This is a genomic window from Rhizobium tibeticum (genome assembly GCF_900110205.1).
Lineage (GTDB): Bacteria > Pseudomonadota > Alphaproteobacteria > Rhizobiales > Rhizobiaceae > Rhizobium > Rhizobium tibeticum.
In genome coordinates this window covers 58,717-76,032 of the sequence record NZ_FOCV01000017.1, presented here as the reverse complement: position 1 = coordinate 76,032, position 17,316 = coordinate 58,717, and the positions used below count along the sequence as shown (strand labels likewise).

The following is a 17,316-nucleotide window of genomic DNA, read 5'->3' as shown; positions in this document are numbered from 1 at the left end:
TTGTTCGTAACCATGACGAATTAAATACGAGTTTTCGATGGTGTCAACATAAACAAGTCGACTGATGGCACTTAGTTCGTCCTGTTGACGAATAAAATCGTGCGCCTTAAATGTTGGCAAAGCGAAAGGAGACGAAATGGACATTTCCGTCGAAGCAAATGGCACTGATCTGCAGCAATTCATCGACAGGTTGGCTGCCGCCGGCGGCGGAACTCTTCTGCTGCAGGCAGGACGGCACCTCATGGGGCCGATCCGGCTTGCCAGTGGCGTAACGCTGTTGATTCCCGAGGGGGCGATACTCGAATTCGTGCCTGACTATGAGCTTTACAGCGGAAATTCGGTGAGCGTGATCGCGGAAGGGTCCAACCGTGCTTATATCGTGGCGCATGGTGCGCGTGATATCGCGATCGTCGGCGAGGGAAAGATCGTTGCCTCAGGCCACGCTTTCAGTACCGGCTTCGATGAAACGGTCGGCACCTTCACACCGAGCGAGAAGCGCCCGAGAGTCCTTGTGTTCGAGGATTGCAACAATGTCAGGCTCGAAGGCTTTACTATCGAGGACTCTCCTATGTGGACGGTTCACCTCGTCCGCTGCCACGATGTGACCCTCAAGAACACCAAAGTCTTCAACAATCGCCAACTCCCGAACACGGACGGGATTGTCATCGACAGCTGCAGCAACGTTGCCGTGAACCATGTCGTCATCCGCACTGCCGACGACGGAATCTGCCTGAAGACGAGCCGAAGTGAAATGGGCATCGGACGCTGCGAGAAGATAGAAGTCGCAGATTGCATCGTTGAGAGTAAGAGTTGCGCATTGAAAATAGGTACCGAGAGTTTTGGCGATATCCGCGATGTTCGTTTTACGCGTTCCAAAATTCAGGAATCAAACCGCGGCCTCGGCATTTTCTCCCGTGATGGCGGAGTGATCGAAGATGTTGTCTTTTCGGATATAGAGGTCGACTGCCACGAGACTCCCGACGGCTTCTGGGGCTCGGGTGAGCCGTTGACGATCACCCAGCTCGACCGTCGCCCGGAATTGCCAGCGGGAATCGTTCGAAACGTGCGGGTGGAGAACATCACCGGCCGCTGCCATGGCGCGATTAACCTCTTTGCCGAAAAAGCCGGAGGCATCCATGGGGTCACGCTTCGAAATGTGCATCTGAAAATGGACGAAGGTCCGTTGGGAACGGCCAGACAATACGATCTTCGCCCGACCAACGCCGATCTGACACCTCCGGAGAATGTGGTGGGGCGCGGCAACGCGTGGCTGCGTGGCGCCGACGGAAAGATAGTCGGGCTTTTCGACTATCCCGGCGGGATGCCGACATTCTTTGCACACAAGGTCACAAAGCTGACGCTAGACGATATCGACATTCAGCGTCCTGCATCGTTGCCGACCGGATGGAGTAAGCTGACATCTGTCGTGGAGGATTGATGGCGGCGAACCCTTCGATGCCTTATCTCGGTATCTCATCCCGTGACATCTGAGCCTCGCAGGATCGGCGACGCTGGACGCCAAAACCTTGCCCGCGACATTGCGATGGTTCGGCGGTGCGTAAGCGTTGGTCAGGTCGACCGGCCTCAGCTTTGGTGGCCGAATATCGACGCAGGTCGTGAAGCCTAAAGCCCAGTCTCATGGGCGAAACTCGCAACACGTGGTTCTCGGTTCGAGGCAGCGGAAGTCACGAAATAGCCAGGACTCCGAGCGCATGTTCAAACGTCAACTCTTACTTACGCTTGTTGTTACTTATGCGCTCTAAACGACACCAAACCGCCCAAGCATCCTCTTGAGTTGCAGGTTCTGCCGAAGAAGATGCTCTGCCCATAACCGCTTGAGCCGTCTGTTCTCAGCATCAAGGGCAATCACCTCATCAAGGGAGATCGAACTCTGAATGGCTTCGGATTTCTCACGCGAATCCGTCGTCTTGCCCCTCTTCATGCGGCCAGTCTCACGAGCCGGCTTGCGTGTTCGAGATTTTCCATCGGCTTTCTTCGATGTTGGTTGTGGCTCCAATGCATCCCCGCTCGCGGGCATCTGTGCAACACCGACCTTGTTCGCATCCTCGGCCTTCTGTGACGGTGTCCCTTCAGCGCCAATCCTTGCAGCTGAAGGCATACCTTGGGCCCTGCCGTCAGCGTCCCTGACATGTCCAGAAACCGAATCTGTATGGAGCTGGGTAGGCCGGCCTTCCGCTGCGACCTGCGTGTGCGGCGCTTCAGCCGACGAAAACAGATGCGGTGCCCCGTCTTCCACCTCGCGGGTCAACGCTTTGAGGTCCGTGCCGCCCCAAATTGATGCCGCCTGCGCCTTCGGCAGTCGTCGTCCTCCCTTGATCTCTACCACGAACTGGCGTTGTCTTGTTTTCATATTGTCTAGTGTCCCGAGCATATCGCACGACCGGCGCCGACTAGCGCCCCTTAAAGCCCTGCCTTCTGCCGAATACAGAACCAGGCAGGATCATTCAAGAAGGGTGGGGCTACGCAAAAGCCCTTACGGAATGACGGCCTCGCAGGGGCCGTCATTGTAAGACCCCGCCAAGCCCAAATGTTGTAGAGGTTGAAAGACCCATCATTTTCAAGCCAGCGCTCCAGCAACGACACAAAGCGCGGTAGCAATCCAAACCAACCTCAGTCTAACCCGAGACGCTTGCGCAATTCAGCGTTTTCCGTCCGCAACTTTGCAGCCAGCGCCTTGCGAAGCTTAAGGTTCTCCTCTTCGAGTTGAACGAGATCCTCGAACGCATCGACAGCGGCAACTGACTTCTGCTCGGGTTGCTGGACAGGCTTAGCGGCTCGTTTCCACAGATAGTACGTCTGCTCCGAAATGCCGGCTTTTTTGATGGCGTCCTTGAGCGTACCGCTGCCCCCGGAGGCTTGCATCTCGATTAGCTTCAGCTTCTCGATTTTTTCCTTGTCAGTGTGCTTCCTTGGCTTGGCTGCTGGCGCCTTTGGAGCCGGGGCTTGGGTGGCTTCGTGAGGCGATTGCGCAGCTGTTTTCTGGCCACGTGGCGATCGTTCTTTTTTGGGCGCCGGTATTTTCACCTCGCCATCAGTGTCCGCCATTACAGCAATAGGTCCGGTTTCACTCTCGTCAGCCATCAACAACTCCCTCGTTAAGACGTTTCTTTTCATCCCAGTGAACCAAAGAGTCAATGAAGCCCCACCCAAAGTTCGCCAGGGAAACCTTCAAGCCAATATGTCTCTCGTGTCCAAAAGCTCAGCCAACAGCACCTGCACCTTGCGCCAATCGAAAAAGCGCGGTGAAGGCAGGCTCACGACACATCAAACCGCTCAAGCATCTTCTTAAGCTGAAGGTTCTGCAAATAGAGCTTTTGAGCCAATAGCCTTTTCATCTGCTTGATTTCCTCATCGAGGCCCGCCACTTCATCGAAGAGGCTAGGCTCCTTGAAAGTCAAGGATTGAGCGCTTTGATCTTCGTTTATGTCAACGGCGCTCTGCGTGGCCTCCCGGACGCGGGTTCGCTTCGGGCGTTCTGGACGCTTGTTTCGCGGTACTCGTGGAGACAGTACGCGTGTCTCACTTCCCTGCACGAACGCATGCGCTTCAGCACCTGGATGATCGGCCTGATCACTGTTCGATATGCGAAGTTCCTCAACACTGGCTGATGGCAGTACAGCTCGTGCGACATCGAGATCGCCCTCAGCTTCATTTGAAGCCGTCGCCATTTGATCAACTGGGACGTCCCCATTGTGCTCAGGTTTGCCGGACGCTTCCCTTGAATTCGAAGGCAGCACCGACAGGTGTTCGATTTCGCTGTCGAAAGCCTCGGAGACCGGATCATCCCCAATCGAGCTCTCTTGTGCTTCTGCCTGTCGTCGCCGCGACCCGAAGCCAACAAGATATTTCCATGGTGATTTCATCGTGTTTCAACCTTGCAAACTGCACCGCAATGCCGCTGCAGCTTCCAACAACCTGATGCGTCGTTCCGCCGCCGGCTCACGAGGTGAACGCGGTGAATTTTCCTGCCGAAAATGCAGTGCCCGAGGTCGTTCTCACGACCCGGCCACCTGCCCCACTGGCTGGTTAATCGAGTCCAAGCCGCTTGCGTAGCTCGGAATTCTCCTTACGCAACTTTTCCGCCAGCGTTCTTCGAAGCCTCTGGTTCTCCTCTTCGAGTTGAACAAGATCTGCCATCTCATCGATTGCCAGAACAGACGACTTTGCCGTTTGTTCAATATGCTTCGCAGCCTTCTTCCTTCCGGCACTCTTGATGGTGGAGTTGAGCGTGCTCGCGCCTTCAGTGACTTTCGTCGCGATCGACTTGAGCTTCCCTGCTCTATCTTGTTCGCCACGCTTCCCGGGTTTTACAGTCGGGGTCTTCGCACTCGTCGCCTTTGAAGATTGAACCGGTACGACAGCCGTCTTTTGACGCCGTGGTGCACGCTGCTTCTTGGACGACGCGGGCGTTTTTACCGGGGCATCGTTCTTGACAACTTCAGCAATCAAGTCTGGATTATTCTCGTCAGCCATCAGCTATCTCCCTCTGTAGTCAAGCCACCTTTCGACCTAGTGAAAGGCGGTGTCAAGACAAGTGCTACGCATCGCTGACTGCCCACCTGCGAAAGCCAGATACTGACGATCATGGGAAAGGTCGAAGAACTGCACCGCTGCTGGTTTTGAAACGATATCAATCGGGAGCCCCGCAATTTACCGCCAGGCACACAGCGGCTTGCGAGAAGACATCTCAGGTTCGTTACGCTTGTCGAAACGCCAGGGCACCGACGATGAGTGGTGCAGGCGCTGCTGTCGCACGTGACGTGTTGGTCGTCGTCAATCGCGCGCCCCTAAATGGGATGCCGATCTGTGCTGCGCCGGCGCCGAAACATTGATCGCGCAGCTCTGATCTTTCATCGCTCGGGCGGCAGTCTCCGCACAGACGGCCAATGCCTCCTGATTGGCCCGCACGAGGTTGCTCGCCGCAACAAGATTGCTCCAGTCTTCCGGGCTTCCGGACCGCATCAGCGAGATTCCGCCATTCCAGCGATCGGCATTCATGATGATTGCGGCGAGGCTGACATCGACGGGCCCGGGCAGCATGCGCGGCGCAAACAGCACAACGAGGCTACCGAGCAGCAGGCCGGCTGCGCCTGCGCCCAATATCCGCCAATTCTGCGAGCGCCGATCCCGGACGCTCCTGATATAGTGGCCAAGCTCTGCCGAGATGTGCTCGAGATCGCCGCCTCTTGCGTCGAGCATCCGGCCGGCATTCGCCAAAACCCGATCAGCGACACTCTCAAGCACCCGCGCATGATGATCCACACCGTTTCTCAGCGCTGGCGACTTCTCGATGGTATCGAGGCGTTCCGCAACAATGCCGAGCTGCTGGACGATGCGGCCGAGGTCGGGGCCGTAGTCGGCAGGCTGCTGAAATCGCTCGAACTCCTCGAACGCCGTTTCCACGCCCTTTCGAATGATGGTCATTTCACTGCCAAGCTCACGCACCAACGTCTCGACGGTCAGCCGCAGGGCGTCGAATGCCTGTGCCGGATCACCATCCTCCTGCTGTCGCCGCTCGAACTGCGGCGTTTCATGCGTCATGCTGCCTCCTATCGTTCGCGCTCCTGGCCGCGCCCGCGCGACAGGCTTTGCTCGATCTCGCGGGTGATGATCTGCTCGCGGCTGACATGGCTGATGCCAAGTTCCCGGCTTCGGTTGCGAAGAATGAGTTCGACCTGCGGGTCCCCTTCGAGACCCTTGGCCATGCCCCGCATCAAGGCTTCAACCTTGTCGCGCGCAGCCCCATGCTGCCAACCGTGACGTTCCCGTCGCTCCTGCTGCAGCTCCCGCCATCGCTGCACGAAGCGATCGGCGCGAATGTCCGGGTCGGCGAGCGCGGCACGTTCGCGCTCCATGCCGTCGATGAGGTGACCGGCGCGTTGCCGGCCGGAGAACTCGGTCATCGCCCGCAATGTTTCGGGGTCATGCTGGAGGGCCGACGCCATCAGCGCCGCCGCTCCCGGCCGAAGGTGGTCGAGTTCGCGGCCTGCGTGCTGCAGTTCCTGCTTCTGCGTTTCGAGCATCGGCAGACCCGCCAGCAGGTTTCGATCTGCTGCAGCGAAGGTCCGCGCGTAGCGATCGACGGCCCACTCGATATCGGATGGTGGTCGCAAGCACTGGGATTGCCTCTCCTCGCCGACCCTCTGCTCCACGACAGGTGATCTTTCGCCACCCTCTTCTCTTTCTGCGCTCTGCCGGACCGCTGCGCCCGGTCCGAGCTTCAAGCCATCGAACATCCCGCGATGTCGCGTCCCGGCCTCTGTTGACCGCTGTCGACCAATGCGTCCATGGTCCGGCGAAAGAGAGCCGCTCCCCCGCGCCTGCTGAGGCGCCGATGGCAGATCGATTTCGCTGCGAACACCGAAATGCTCTGCAACGCCGCGCCGCTCCGCGAAGTCCTTCACATAGTCGATGACGCTCTCCTTGGCGCCGGACCGCGAAAGCCGTTCCGACAGTTGTCCATAAGCGAGCTCCTCCGCACTACGAACCTTCCAGATGTTCCGCTCTGCGGTCGTGCCATCGGGCAGCCGCACCATCTTTGAACCGGCATGCTCAAGGCCAATCCTGGCACCGATTTTGGGCGCGGGCGTCGCATCCTTCATCGCCCGTTCGAGATCGACACCCCAGATCGTGTGCGTGCGGCCGCGGTCGTTTTCCAGCGTCACGTAATAGCTGTCGCGGCTGTTCGGCTTGTGCTCGAAAGGCGCCCTGCCGTGCGCGATTAGGCGGCCACCCCGCCGGTCGGTGAACTCGTCACGGGAGGCATAGAGGCTCACGTCATCCCTGTGGCGCGTCATCGCCACATAGGTGAGATGCCGGTTCATGGTCCTTGAGGCGAGCACGAAGGCGCGGTCGACCGTCGCGCCCTGGTTCTTGTGAATCGTCGTGGCGTAGCCATGATCAAAGGACTGGTAAGCATTGACCGGTATGGAGACGGAACGAGCTTCCATTCCCGCTTCAAGCACTTTGCCGTCGATCTTCACATGTATCGCGTTTGGCTCGACGGCCGAGACAGTTCCCAGCATCCCATTTTTGACGCCGAGATCGCGATCGTTCTGGAGGAACACGATCCGATCGCCTGCCGCAAACGACCGCATGCCGTCCTTCGTCTGATAGCTGATCTCGCGCGCCGGTCGGTCGGCGCCGTTCTCCTCTTCGCCTTTCGCCAGCGCTCCGCGTTCCTGTAGCGTCGTCCTGATCGCCTCGTTGATAGCACGGACATCGGCGCGCCGGTGAGCCATTGCCACGCGGCTGTCGTCGCGATGCTGATCGCGATCGGCAAGGTAATCGCGCACAAGCCTCGCACGTGCCTCCTCGATGCCGTCGCTGAATCGGATTGCGCCATGCCCACGGTAGTTGGCAAGCCCCTCCCTCGTCCGATGCGTAGCAAAGGCGACGGAGGCCTGCCGCTGCCAGTCTGAGCGCTGGCGGCGAATCTCCGATAGATCCGCATGACCGACCTGCTCGGCAATCGCCCGGAAGGGCGCGCCGGACGAAATCGCCTGCAGCTGCTCGTGATCGCCGACAAGCACGATCTTCGCGCCACGCGCCTGCGCCTCATCAACGAAACGCGAAAGCTGGCGGCTTCCGACCATGCCGGCCTCATCGATGACGAATACGTCGTTGCGGTGGAGCTGGTCGCGACCCGCCTCCCCGCCAGGCGAATGCCAGCGCAGATCCCAGGACGCCAATGTGCGGCTCGTGATCCCGGAGGATTCCTCCAGACCTTCGGTCGCCTTGCCCGACAAGGCGGCGCCATGAACCGTGTAACCCTGCGCCTCCCAGGCCTCGCGCGCAGCGGCAAGCATCGTGGATTTGCCCGCACCGGCGAAGCCGACAACCACCGAGATGCGCTCCGGGCCGGTGATATATTCGATCGCATGCCGCTGCTCGTCCGATAGCCGCGCCGCCTGAACCTGCCGCTGACGCTCGCCGACATCCATCTCGCCGCGCTCGACCTTGCCGCCAGTATCGCTGGCGACGCTCCTGCGAATGGCCATGTCCTGCCGTTCGATCGCCTGTTTCACATGATGACGATCGACCCGGTGGGTCTGCGTCTCCGCAAGCCCGACTGCGGTTCTGGCCAGCGCCACTTCAAGCTCGAAAAGCTCCCGCGTCGTGTAGCGGGCAAGCTCGGAGACTTCCGAGCCATGCCGCTTCTCCGCCTGAAGCTCAACCAGTGCCGGCGACGCCATCACGGCCGCAAATGCGTTCTGGAATGCCTGCACATCATCACTGATGAAACGATGCAGGATCCGCGCGACATCATGACGATCAAAAACGCTCTTCTCATGCGTCAACAGAGTGAGGATCTGCTCCGGCTTAGCGCGGATGAGCTCGGCGTTCCGCCGCGCGGCCCCGCTGTCGATCCGCGCCCGCTCCACCGGCCCGCCGCGCCGCTGCACGTTCGTCGCCCTGACACCCATATGCTCCGTTGGCTCAATCTCAAGCCCGCGTTCGGCATGCGACCGATGGTCGATGCGGATATCGAGGCCGGCGATCGCCAGTTCGCGGTTCACCATATGCTCCCAGGAACGTCGGATATCGACCAGTTGCATCTGCGTCGTCGGCAGACCGCAGGGCAGCAGCTCCTTGTTGGCAAGCTCCAGATAGGTTTTGCCGCCAAGCCCCCCCGCCGTCACCTGCCGCGTCGTCATCAGGATATGCGCATGATGATTACGGACGTCGCCCATTGGATGCGGCGCATGGATGGCAAAATCCACTGCTGCCCCGTAACGATTGGCGAGGTCCTGCGCGAAGGCTCGCGTCAGCCCAAGCCGCTTCTCCTCCGACAACTCATGCGGAAGCGCCAGCACGAATTCGCGGGCCACGCGGCTATCCTTGCGGAACTCGCGCTTCTCGACGGTGTTCCACAACGCCGATCGGTTGTACGCCCATTCCGCCTCGATGCCCTCCGGCAACACGATCTCAGAATGATCGATGCCTTGGCGTTTGCGGTAGTCATGCACGAGCCCGTCGCACGCGTTCGTCAGCTTTTCTGCGGCACGATAAGCGGCGGCGGCAACCGCACTGCGGCCGGAGGAGCGGGAGATGGGCGTCATCTGGCAATAGAATATGGCCAATGCTCTCGACCTCTTTCGACCGCGTCAGCGGCGCAAGGGTTGTGCAACAACCCGTATTTGCGCCCTTCGAACGCGCACAACCTACCGCCAATCACATAGAACGCGCAAGTGGCATGAGACTTTTTTACTCCTTATACTTGCAAACAGGCCTCAATCTCCGCATAAACACTCAACTGAAATGATCGACCCTTAATCACCGCGAGGCGTTTGCATCCACCAGAGAGGAAACGTCAGAAGGAGGAGCACCGTGGCACGAAAGACGATTGAAGAGCGGCTCGCTCAGCTCGAAGCGCAAAAGAAGGCACTTCAAGCCCGTCTCACCAAACAGGAACGGGCCGCTGACACCCGGCGCAAAGTCCTGCTTGGCGCCTTCATCCTGGACCGGCTGACGAATGATGGTCACGAAGAGTTTTCCCGCCGCCTCGCCGATTGCCTGCGCCGCGAGCTACCGCCCTTTCTAACCAGAGATGCAGACAAGGCGCTGTTTGCGGACATCCTTCAGCCGTCCTGTGCAGCCGTCAATAACGCAAGCAATCGCAATGGTGCCCCATGAATCGCTTGGCGTCCGCCGGTGCCGCCTTTGCCAGTATGTTGCGAGCAGCGATCCGAGACCCACTATGGGCCATGCTTGCCTTGGCTACCGCTCCCATTCGCCATGCCGAATATCTTGTGAAGACTGTCATCGGCTTTGTCGTCATCGTCCTCATAACTGGCTTTGGCCTGCAATATCTGCTGCACGACCTCGCCGGTATAGAGAAAGGCGAATTCCTCTGGCACATCGGCAACATCGCCTTCACGCTGTTCGTCCTGCTGGTTCTCTTCCGCCTCATCAGTACGCCGCTGATTAATCATTTCGGATATCTGGAATCGGACACCCATGGCACCGCACGCTTTGCCAGCAAATCGGACGTCGCCGCTCTGACGCGGGCGACGGCCGGCAAAGGCCTGCTGATTGGCCGCGATCCAAAATCCGGCAAGCTCATCCACTATGGCGGCCAGTCCCATTTGCTCACGATCGCTCCGACCCGCACCGGCAAGGGCGTCGGCACGATCATTCCCAATCTGCTGACCGCTGATCGATCGGTGATTTGCATCGACCCCAAGGGCGAGAACGCAAAAATCGCCCGCCGCGCCCGCCGCGCTTTCGGTCCCGTGCATGTCCTCGATCCCTTTGGAGTGACGTCGGAACCGACAGCGGCATTCAATCCGTTGGATGGCGTCGATTCCGAAAGTCTGGACGTCGCGGAGGATGCAAGCACACTGGCGGAGGCGCTCGTTTATGACGAACCGGGGATGGCCGGAGAGGCGCATTGGAACGAGGAAGCCAAGGCCCTGATCGCCGGCATCCTGCTGATGATCGTCATGCGGAAGACCAGTAGCCAGCGCAATCTACCGACGCTGCGCGCATATCTGACGCAGCCGCCAGAGGACTTCGCGGCGCTCCTTCGGCGCATGCAGGAGATCAGCGAGGCCGAAGGCCTGATTGCTCGCGCCGCCAATCGCCACCTCGGCAAGTCCGACCGCGAGGCAGCGGGCGTTCTCTCGGCCGCGCAGCGCCATACCCATTTCCTCGACAGCCCTCGCATGACCAGGGTGCTCGGCCGCTCTGACTTCTGCTTCGCCGATCTCAAGAAAGACAATGGGACGGTCTTTCTGGTCTTGCCACCTGATCGGCTTTCCACTTATTCGCGGTGGCTTCGTCTGCTCGTCACCCAGGGCCTGCTCGATATGGCCCGAACGATGGACAAGCCTGGCCTTCCGGTGCTGTACATACTCGACGAGTTTGCCTCCCTCGGCCATCTCCCCGCTGTCGAGCGCGCGATGGGGCTAATGGCTGGCTACGGCGTCCAGCTCTGGCCGATCCTTCAGGACATCCATCAGCTTCGCGCCACGTATGGGCAGCGCGCCGGCACCTTCCTGTCGAACGCTGGCGTCCTGCAGGTGTTCGGCGTCAACGACAACGACAGCGCCCGCCTCGTCTCAGATCTGCTCGGACAGGAGACCGTGGTCTTCCAGACGATGGGTCGCGCTCCCGATGTCGAAAAATCCGGACTTTCGTTCAGTGAGCAGCACGTTGCGCGACCGCTGCTAACCCCAGACGAGGTTCGCAATCTGCCGAGAGATGCCGTGCTGCTATTCCTGGCAGGGCAGCACCCGATCATCGGCCGCAAGTTGCACTACTACCGTGATCCTGAATTCAAGTGGAAGTTCGATCCACAGTGACTGGCTTGACGATTGGTCTTCAGGCGCGAGACCGGAAGAGTGCCAGGAGGACTATAATCTCACGAACTGGAGGGCGACTGACGAAAACGACCCTCATGGCATAGGTGATGAGAGCAATGATCGATCTTTATCTGAAAGAGGACGACGATCGAGCGGCCTCGCGTGAGGATCCAATCGTCAATTTGCGTTTGGCACCGCTGAGTGGCTCGTCTTGACAGTTGGCGCCCCGCCAGATGCGGGGCGCCCCTGGGCGATCATCGTGACCAGATGAGCTTGTGTTCGCCCTTCTCGCCCTGGACCAATGAGGCGTAGACCGGAGCCGTGAAGGACGGATCGTCGAGCTTGAGCGAAAGATATTCAGCGCCGGTTTCCCGAGCTATCCGGCTCCAGCCTGCGCCGAGTTCGACGCCACCTGCGGTGACACGGAAGTCGGGGGCCTTGTCGTTATCTCGGTCGCAGGGCTTGATACTGGCCTTGATGTTGAATGCGAGGGTCTTGATCGCACCGGTGTAGGTGCCGTTTTCATCGCGGGTGAAAGTACCGATCTGAGCCACTGTCTTATCTCCTGACTGTTCGTCGAAGCCGCCCCATGCGGTCTCGATAGCGGTCGTTAGGCGACGGACCGGATGACTGCACCCCATGGGCCGTAGCGCGAGCGGAGGACGGCGGCAGCCGAGCTTGTTGGCCAGCGAGGAATGTGGCGAAGCCGCAGGGGAAGAAGGTCGGAGAAGCCGTTGCAGGCCAAGGACGGACCGGCGCCAGACCAGCCAAAAGAGAGGCCGTGGGGGCTTCACCAGCACTGTCGAACGGGAATGACGCTGGCGATCGGCATGATCCGTTATGTCGGCACAAGCGACGCCATCCGTCCGTGCGGCCGAGGCGGACAACATCGCGCACGGTGAGCTGCGTATCAGTCGTCGACTGCTACTCGACGAAGGCGACGCGGCGGGCGATTGCCGCACGCGACGGCGTTAAGACATCGTCTTCGCCGAGGCGGATTACGCCGCTTTTGACCTGCCGCAGCCGACAGATCGGCCTGAGCAAGCTGGATTGCCCAGATTGGATTGAATCAGCCGAGTGTGTGGCTGGCGAGCGCATAGGTTCTTGGTTGGCGTGGCGCGTCACCTTCACGTACTTTCAGCCAACGCCGCCCCAGCGACATAGTTGTCACGGTGTCGTAAACTGGGAGACCGCAGCGCGACAGAAAATCGGAAAATCTGCCATCCTTCTCGCGGGTATCGAGCCGCAGGAAGGAGGCTGCATGTCGGACGGCGTGCGGATGAACCACGGCGATTGCATCCTCGTCGTTGGCGGCCACCACCGGGCCGATTACGTGGCCACGCCCAAACGGCCGACAAAGCGAAAAGGCTTCCATCTTGCCGCCGCGTATCAGCCCGATGCCCTTAGAGCATGTCAGCAGTCGGGCCAGCAATATCCTGCGATCCGCACCGAAGGCGGCCTTGTCCAATTCGCCGATGGCATTCAGATCCCTGGGCTCCAACACCCGCGGCACGGCGCCGGCGGGTGGATCGAGTTCCGGCGGAGCGATGGCTTCACCATTGCACTGGTAGACGGTCGCCTCTCGGGTGAAGTTCAGGGAGAGGTACAGACGCCGCGCCGCTCGCGTGGCGTTGAGTCCAAGGTCCCGTCCTGCAACCCGATCCAACACATTGCCCATCAGCCATTGCCCCGCACCGTTGGATTGCAGGCGCGGAGAGGTAATCACCATACCGATCGTGGCAAAATGCTCATCATAGGGAAACCACATCGCAGAGCCCATTATGCGGCCGATTTCGTCCATCGCAACGATGCCCTCGCCGACGTCCCGCAGGAACTGCCAGTCTTCGGCGCGGTGCGGCCATCCGACAGAAATCGATAGTGCATGCAGCTGATCGAGATCTGTGGTGTTGAGATCGGCAATGCGCATATCGAAACTATCGACAACTCTCGATTCCCTTGGGACCACGTGCGTTTCTCCCGAACACCGATCTTCACGCCGAACGCGATATCTCGCATCGGCAGGTCGACTTAAAGATATGCGAAAACAATCGATAGAAATTGCTTGTGCGGCTACTGCAAACACAACAATCGACCAAATCGACCGCGATTTCGGCATGTAACGCCTGGGTTGATGTCTAGACTCAACGAAACAGGCTCAAGCCGGCGACACCGCCGTGAGAAGTTAAGAGATTAGAGATGTCGCCTCCGGTTAGCTCCGTTTCCAGTTCTTCCAGAATTCCATCCCGTGCCGACGTCGTCGTCATTGGTGGCGGCATGGCCGGCGTGGCAGCCGGCTATGAACTGGCGCGCCGAGGAACGTCTGTCGCCATCATCGAGAAAGGCCTGGTTTCGGGCGAGCAATCGAGCCGCAATTGGGGATGGTGTCGCCAGCAGAACCGCGATCCGCGCGAACTGCCGCTCGCCCAGCTCGCGATGCGTATCTGGGCGGGACTGAATGCTGAACTCGGCGAAGAAACCGGCTTTCGCCGCACGGGTCTCGTTTACGCTTCTGGCAACCCAGCAGATATCGCAAGTTGGGAGAAATGGGGCCAGATTGCTCGTGTTTTCGACGTCGATACGCGCCTGCTGACGAGTGCGGAGACGGCTGCCCTCTTGCCTGGAAACAGTCGCAACTGGCTCGGCGGCGTGCATTCCCCCACCGACGGCCGCGCCGAGCCCCAACTTGCGGTTCCCGCGCTTGCCCGCGCCGCCCAGCGCGTCGGTGCCATGATCGTCCAGAACTGCGCGGTGCGCGCACTCGAGACCGAGGCCGGCTGCATAGCCGGCGTGGTGACGGAACAAGGCCCGATCCGCTGCGCAGCCGTCCTCGTCGCTGGAGGCGCCTGGAGCGGCATGTTGCTGCGCCACCAGGGCGTCCGCTTTCTGCAGGCCTCAGTGAAGTCCACGTGTTTTTACACCGAACCGGCTGCTGCGGTGACCGAAGGCGGCATTTCGATGCAAAATGTCGCGTTGCGCCGTCGCCTGGACGGCGGTTACACGGTGGGCCTGAGCGGCCAGGGGGAGTTGCAGATCACACCTTGGGGGCTGATGCAGTCGAGGGCCTTCTGGCCGACGTTCCAGGCGCGCCGCAAGGGACTGACTTTTGCCATCGGACGCCAATTTTTCGAAGGGCCGGAGGCGCTTCGCCGCTGGAAGTCCGACAGTGTCTCGCCCTTCGAACGCATCCGTGTGCTGGATCCGGCACCCGACCGGCACCTGATCGAAAGGGGGCTCGAAAGATTGCAGAACATCTATCCGCAACTCACCGGCCTCAAGGTCGCGCAGGCATGGGGCGGCATGGTCGATTCGACCCCGGACGCGATTCCGGTTATCGCCCCGGTCAAGGCGCAGCCCGGCCTTTTCATCGCCTCCGGCTTCAGCGGTCACGGCTTCGGCATCGGTCCCGCGGCCGGGCGCCTTGCAGCCGACCTCATTCGAGGCGACACGCCTTGCGTCGATCCGACACCCTATCGCTACGAACGCATGATCGACGGCACCGATCTCGGCAAGCCGGGTATGCTGTGAGGACCACAACAATGCAGGCAATCGAAATCCTTGAAACGCTTGTTGGCTTCCCCTCCGTCGTCGGTACGCCCAATGCCGGGATCGTTGCCTGGATCCGCGATTATCTGCGAAGCTACGGCATCAACGTCACCATCCTTCCTGGCCCGGAGGGTGACCGATCGAACCTCTTCGCCACCATCGGCCCGAGGGAAGTGCCGGGCTATATCCTTTCGGGCCATATGGACGTGGTCCCGGCTTCCGAGAGTGGCTGGACGAGCGATCCCTTCCGGCTGCGCGCTGAAGCGGGCCGCCTATATGGTCGCGGCGCGACAGACATGAAGGGTTTTCTTGCCGCTTGTCTTGCTGCTGCCCCTAGCCTTGCGCAGGCACCGCTCCGGCGGCCGATCCACTACGCTTTCTCCTATGATGAAGAGGCGGGCTGCCGAGGGGTACCGCACATGATCGCGCGCCTGCCGGAGCTCTGTAAAACCCCGCTCGGCGCCGTCATCGGCGAGCCGAGCGGCATGCGCGCGATCCGCGCCCACAAGGGCAAGGCGGCCGCCCGGCTGACGGTCAACGGTCGTTCCGGTCATTCCTCACGTCCCGACCAGGGGTTGAATGCGATTCATGCCGTCGCCGGCGTGCTCGCCCAAGCGGTGACGCAAGCCGAGCGGCTTGCCCGCGGTCCCTTCGAGCCCGTGTTCGAGCCGCCCTACTCCTCTCTCCAGGTTGGCACGCTGAGGGGTGGACAGGCGGTCAACATCATTCCGGATTGGTGCGAGGCCGAGTTCGAGGCACGCGCAATTTCCGGCGTTGATCCCGTCGCACTGCTCGCACCCATCCGGGTGACGGCCGAGGCGCTGTCGGAACAGGGCTTCAAGGTCGAATGGCAGGAACTCAGCGCCTATCCGGCGCTTTCGCTTGCCGCCGATGCGCCACTTGCAACGCTATTTGAGGAACTGACCGGGAGCAAGCCGCTCGCCGCCGTCAGCTATGGTACAGAAGCCGGGCTTTTCCAGCAGGCGGGGATCGATGCGATCATCTGTGGGCCTGGCGACATCGGACGCGCCCATAGGCCGGACGAATTCATCTGCGCAGACGAACTCTTCGCATGCCTGGCGGTGATCGAGGCGCTCGGCGCCCGCTGCATCGCCTGACGATCAAGTAGGAGTTCGCCATGGCCTTCCTCTTCAACTCCGATGCCAAGCGCGGCGCAATTTTCGCCGAAGCGTTCGCGCGCGAACTGCCCGACATTCCCGTTTCGCTGGACCCGGCGACAGTTGATCCGGAAGCGGTGCGGTACCTGATCACCTGGACGGTGCCGGAAAATCTCGCGCGCTATCGCAATCTCGAAATACTCTTTTCCATCGGCGCCGGCGTCGACCAGTTCCGCATCGATGCCGTTCCGGCGCATGTAAAGGTGGTACGTATGGTCGAGGACGGCATCGTCCGGATGATGCAGGAATATGTGATACTCGCCGTCCTCGCACTGCATCGCAACCTGCCGGCCTATCTGAACCAGCAGCGACTGCGGTCCTGGCAGGCGATCGCGCCGGTCCAGGCTTCAGAACGCCGCATCGGCGTGCTCGGCCTCGGCATGCTCGGCACGTCGGTGCTCGAACGATTGAAGCCCTTCGGATTCCCGTTGTCCGGCTGGAGCCGCAGCCCGCGCGAGATCGGCGGTGTCAGGTGCCTGAGCGGCCGGGACGGACTGGACACGCTATTGCGCGCAACCGACATTCTCGTCTGCCTATTGCCGCTGACAGATGAGACACGCGGCCTCCTGAGCGCAAAGCTCTTTGCACAACTCCCGGCCGGTGCCGCGCTCGTCCATGTCGGCCGCGGCCCGCAGCTCGACCATCAAGCCCTCCTTGCCGCGCTTGACAGCGGGCATCTCACCGGTGCGGTGATCGACGTCACCGATCCGGAACCGCTGCCGGCGGACCATCCCCTCTGGATCCATCCGAAAATCCTGCTGACGCCGCATATCGCGAGCGTCACCCAACCTGCAACCGCCGCTGCGGCGGTGATCGAAAACATCAAGCGCTTCCGCGCTGGCCACGATCCGGTCGGGCTGGTCGATCGCCACCGCGGCTACTAATTTGTCAACCCACCGGAAAGGAAGCCCATGTCCCTCTTGAAGACGATCGATACCAATCCATCCTTTGCGCCGCGCGAGTCCGTTCCCCTCCCGGACCGCCTGATTTCCGGGGATCCGTCCTTCAAGACCTGGGCGCAGGACGTCGCCCGCGGGGAGATGATCCACACGGGCGTGTGGGAAGCGACCCCGGGCGAGACGCGCTCGATCAAAGGCGAGACTTTCGAATTCTGCCAGATTCTTTCCGGCGTCGTCGAACTCACCCCGGAAGGCGGCGCGCCGGTCGTCTACAAGGCCGGCGACAGCTTCGTCATGAAGCCGGGATTTGTCGGCGTCTGGAAGACGATCGAGACCGTGCGCAAGATCTATGTGACCGTGATGTAATGC

Annotated in this window: 15 protein-coding genes and 1 pseudogene; 7 read left to right on the top strand and 9 right to left on the bottom strand. The window is 60.6% G+C overall.

Translation table 11 applies throughout. From position 1 onward, the window contains the following. Window positions 1–136 precede the first annotated feature (136 nt). A complete protein-coding gene (gene pglB, locus BSG20_RS19160; protein WP_072377166.1) occupies window positions 137–1,438 on the top strand; it encodes a polygalacturonase PglB in 1,302 nt (433 codons plus the stop codon). Between the two features lie 321 nt (window positions 1,439–1,759). On the opposite strand, the gene BSG20_RS19155 is transcribed toward pglB, so the two are convergent. From BSG20_RS19155 to traA, 6 genes are all read right to left on the bottom strand, one after another. Beyond that, window positions 1,760–2,371 carry a hypothetical protein gene (locus BSG20_RS19155; protein WP_072377286.1) on the bottom strand — a complete coding sequence of 204 codons (612 nt, stop codon included), beginning with the start codon at window positions 2,369–2,371 and terminating at the stop codon, window positions 1,760–1,762. A 260-nt stretch (window positions 2,372–2,631) separates the two neighbouring features. Continuing rightward, complete coding sequence (locus BSG20_RS19150; protein WP_072377164.1) at window positions 2,632–3,102, bottom strand: transposase; 471 nt, start codon at window positions 3,100–3,102, stop codon at window positions 2,632–2,634. A gap of 173 nt (window positions 3,103–3,275) precedes the next feature. Beyond that, window positions 3,276–3,884 carry a hypothetical protein gene (locus tag BSG20_RS19145; protein WP_072377162.1) on the bottom strand — a complete coding sequence of 203 codons (609 nt, stop codon included), beginning with the start codon at window positions 3,882–3,884 and terminating at the stop codon, window positions 3,276–3,278. 163 nt (window positions 3,885–4,047) lie between these two features. Continuing rightward, window positions 4,048–4,494 (bottom strand): hypothetical protein, encoded by a 447-nt coding sequence (locus BSG20_RS19140; protein WP_072377160.1) that lies wholly within the window; start codon window positions 4,492–4,494, stop codon window positions 4,048–4,050. 300 nt (window positions 4,495–4,794) lie between these two features. After that, window positions 4,795–5,562 carry a DUF6118 family protein gene (locus BSG20_RS19135; protein ID WP_072377158.1) on the bottom strand — a complete coding sequence of 256 codons (768 nt, stop codon included), beginning with the start codon at window positions 5,560–5,562 and terminating at the stop codon, window positions 4,795–4,797. Window positions 5,563–5,570: 8 nt separating this feature from the next. Then, window positions 5,571–9,104 (bottom strand): Ti-type conjugative transfer relaxase TraA, encoded by a 3,534-nt coding sequence (traA, locus tag BSG20_RS19130; protein ID WP_072377156.1) that lies wholly within the window; start codon window positions 9,102–9,104, stop codon window positions 5,571–5,573. A 247-nt stretch (window positions 9,105–9,351) separates the two neighbouring features. On the opposite strand from traA, the gene BSG20_RS19125 reads away from it, so the two are divergent. Together BSG20_RS19125 and BSG20_RS19120 are read left to right on the top strand one after the other, a co-directional pair. Next, window positions 9,352–9,657, top strand: a complete 306-nt coding sequence (locus tag BSG20_RS19125; RefSeq protein ID WP_072377154.1) for a mobilization protein — start codon at window positions 9,352–9,354, stop codon at window positions 9,655–9,657. Beyond that, a complete protein-coding gene (locus BSG20_RS19120) occupies window positions 9,654–11,327 on the top strand; it encodes a type IV secretory system conjugative DNA transfer family protein (RefSeq protein ID WP_072377152.1) in 1,674 nt (557 codons plus the stop codon). Before BSG20_RS19125 ends, BSG20_RS19120 begins: the two co-directional genes overlap by 4 nt. 254 nt (window positions 11,328–11,581) lie before the next feature. On the opposite strand, the gene BSG20_RS19115 is transcribed toward BSG20_RS19120, so the two are convergent. From BSG20_RS19115 to BSG20_RS19105, 3 genes and pseudogenes are all read right to left on the bottom strand, one after another. Then, window positions 11,582–11,881 carry a DUF736 domain-containing protein gene (locus tag BSG20_RS19115; RefSeq protein ID WP_072377150.1) on the bottom strand — a complete coding sequence of 100 codons (300 nt, stop codon included), beginning with the start codon at window positions 11,879–11,881 and terminating at the stop codon, window positions 11,582–11,584. 373 nt (window positions 11,882–12,254) lie between these two features. Then, window positions 12,255–12,386 (bottom strand): annotated as a pseudogene (locus BSG20_RS37585) (histidinol phosphatase); the annotation flags it as partial. A 10-nt stretch (window positions 12,387–12,396) separates the two neighbouring features. After that, window positions 12,397–13,254 carry a GNAT family N-acetyltransferase gene (locus tag BSG20_RS19105; protein ID WP_083539933.1) on the bottom strand — a complete coding sequence of 286 codons (858 nt, stop codon included), beginning with the start codon at window positions 13,252–13,254 and terminating at the stop codon, window positions 12,397–12,399. Window positions 13,255–13,523: 269 nt separating this feature from the next. On the opposite strand from BSG20_RS19105, the gene BSG20_RS19100 reads away from it, so the two are divergent. Genes BSG20_RS19100 through BSG20_RS19085 form a run of 4 tightly spaced genes read left to right on the top strand, consistent with a single transcriptional unit; the run spans window position 13,524 to window position 17,313 of the window. Beyond that, window positions 13,524–14,852 (top strand): NAD(P)/FAD-dependent oxidoreductase, encoded by a 1,329-nt coding sequence (locus BSG20_RS19100; protein WP_072377146.1) that lies wholly within the window; start codon window positions 13,524–13,526, stop codon window positions 14,850–14,852. An 11-nt stretch (window positions 14,853–14,863) separates the two neighbouring features. Beyond that, complete coding sequence (gene argE, locus BSG20_RS19095) at window positions 14,864–15,988, top strand: acetylornithine deacetylase (RefSeq protein WP_072377144.1); 1,125 nt, start codon at window positions 14,864–14,866, stop codon at window positions 15,986–15,988. 20 nt (window positions 15,989–16,008) lie between these two features. Continuing rightward, window positions 16,009–16,932 carry a 2-hydroxyacid dehydrogenase gene (locus tag BSG20_RS19090; protein WP_072377142.1) on the top strand — a complete coding sequence of 308 codons (924 nt, stop codon included), beginning with the start codon at window positions 16,009–16,011 and terminating at the stop codon, window positions 16,930–16,932. Window positions 16,933–16,959: 27 nt separating this feature from the next. Continuing rightward, the gene (locus tag BSG20_RS19085) at window positions 16,960–17,313 is read left to right on the top strand and encodes a cupin domain-containing protein (RefSeq protein ID WP_072377139.1); all 354 of its coding nucleotides are present in this window, start codon (window positions 16,960–16,962) and stop codon (window positions 17,311–17,313) included. The last annotated feature ends 3 nt before the right edge of the window (window positions 17,314–17,316 follow it).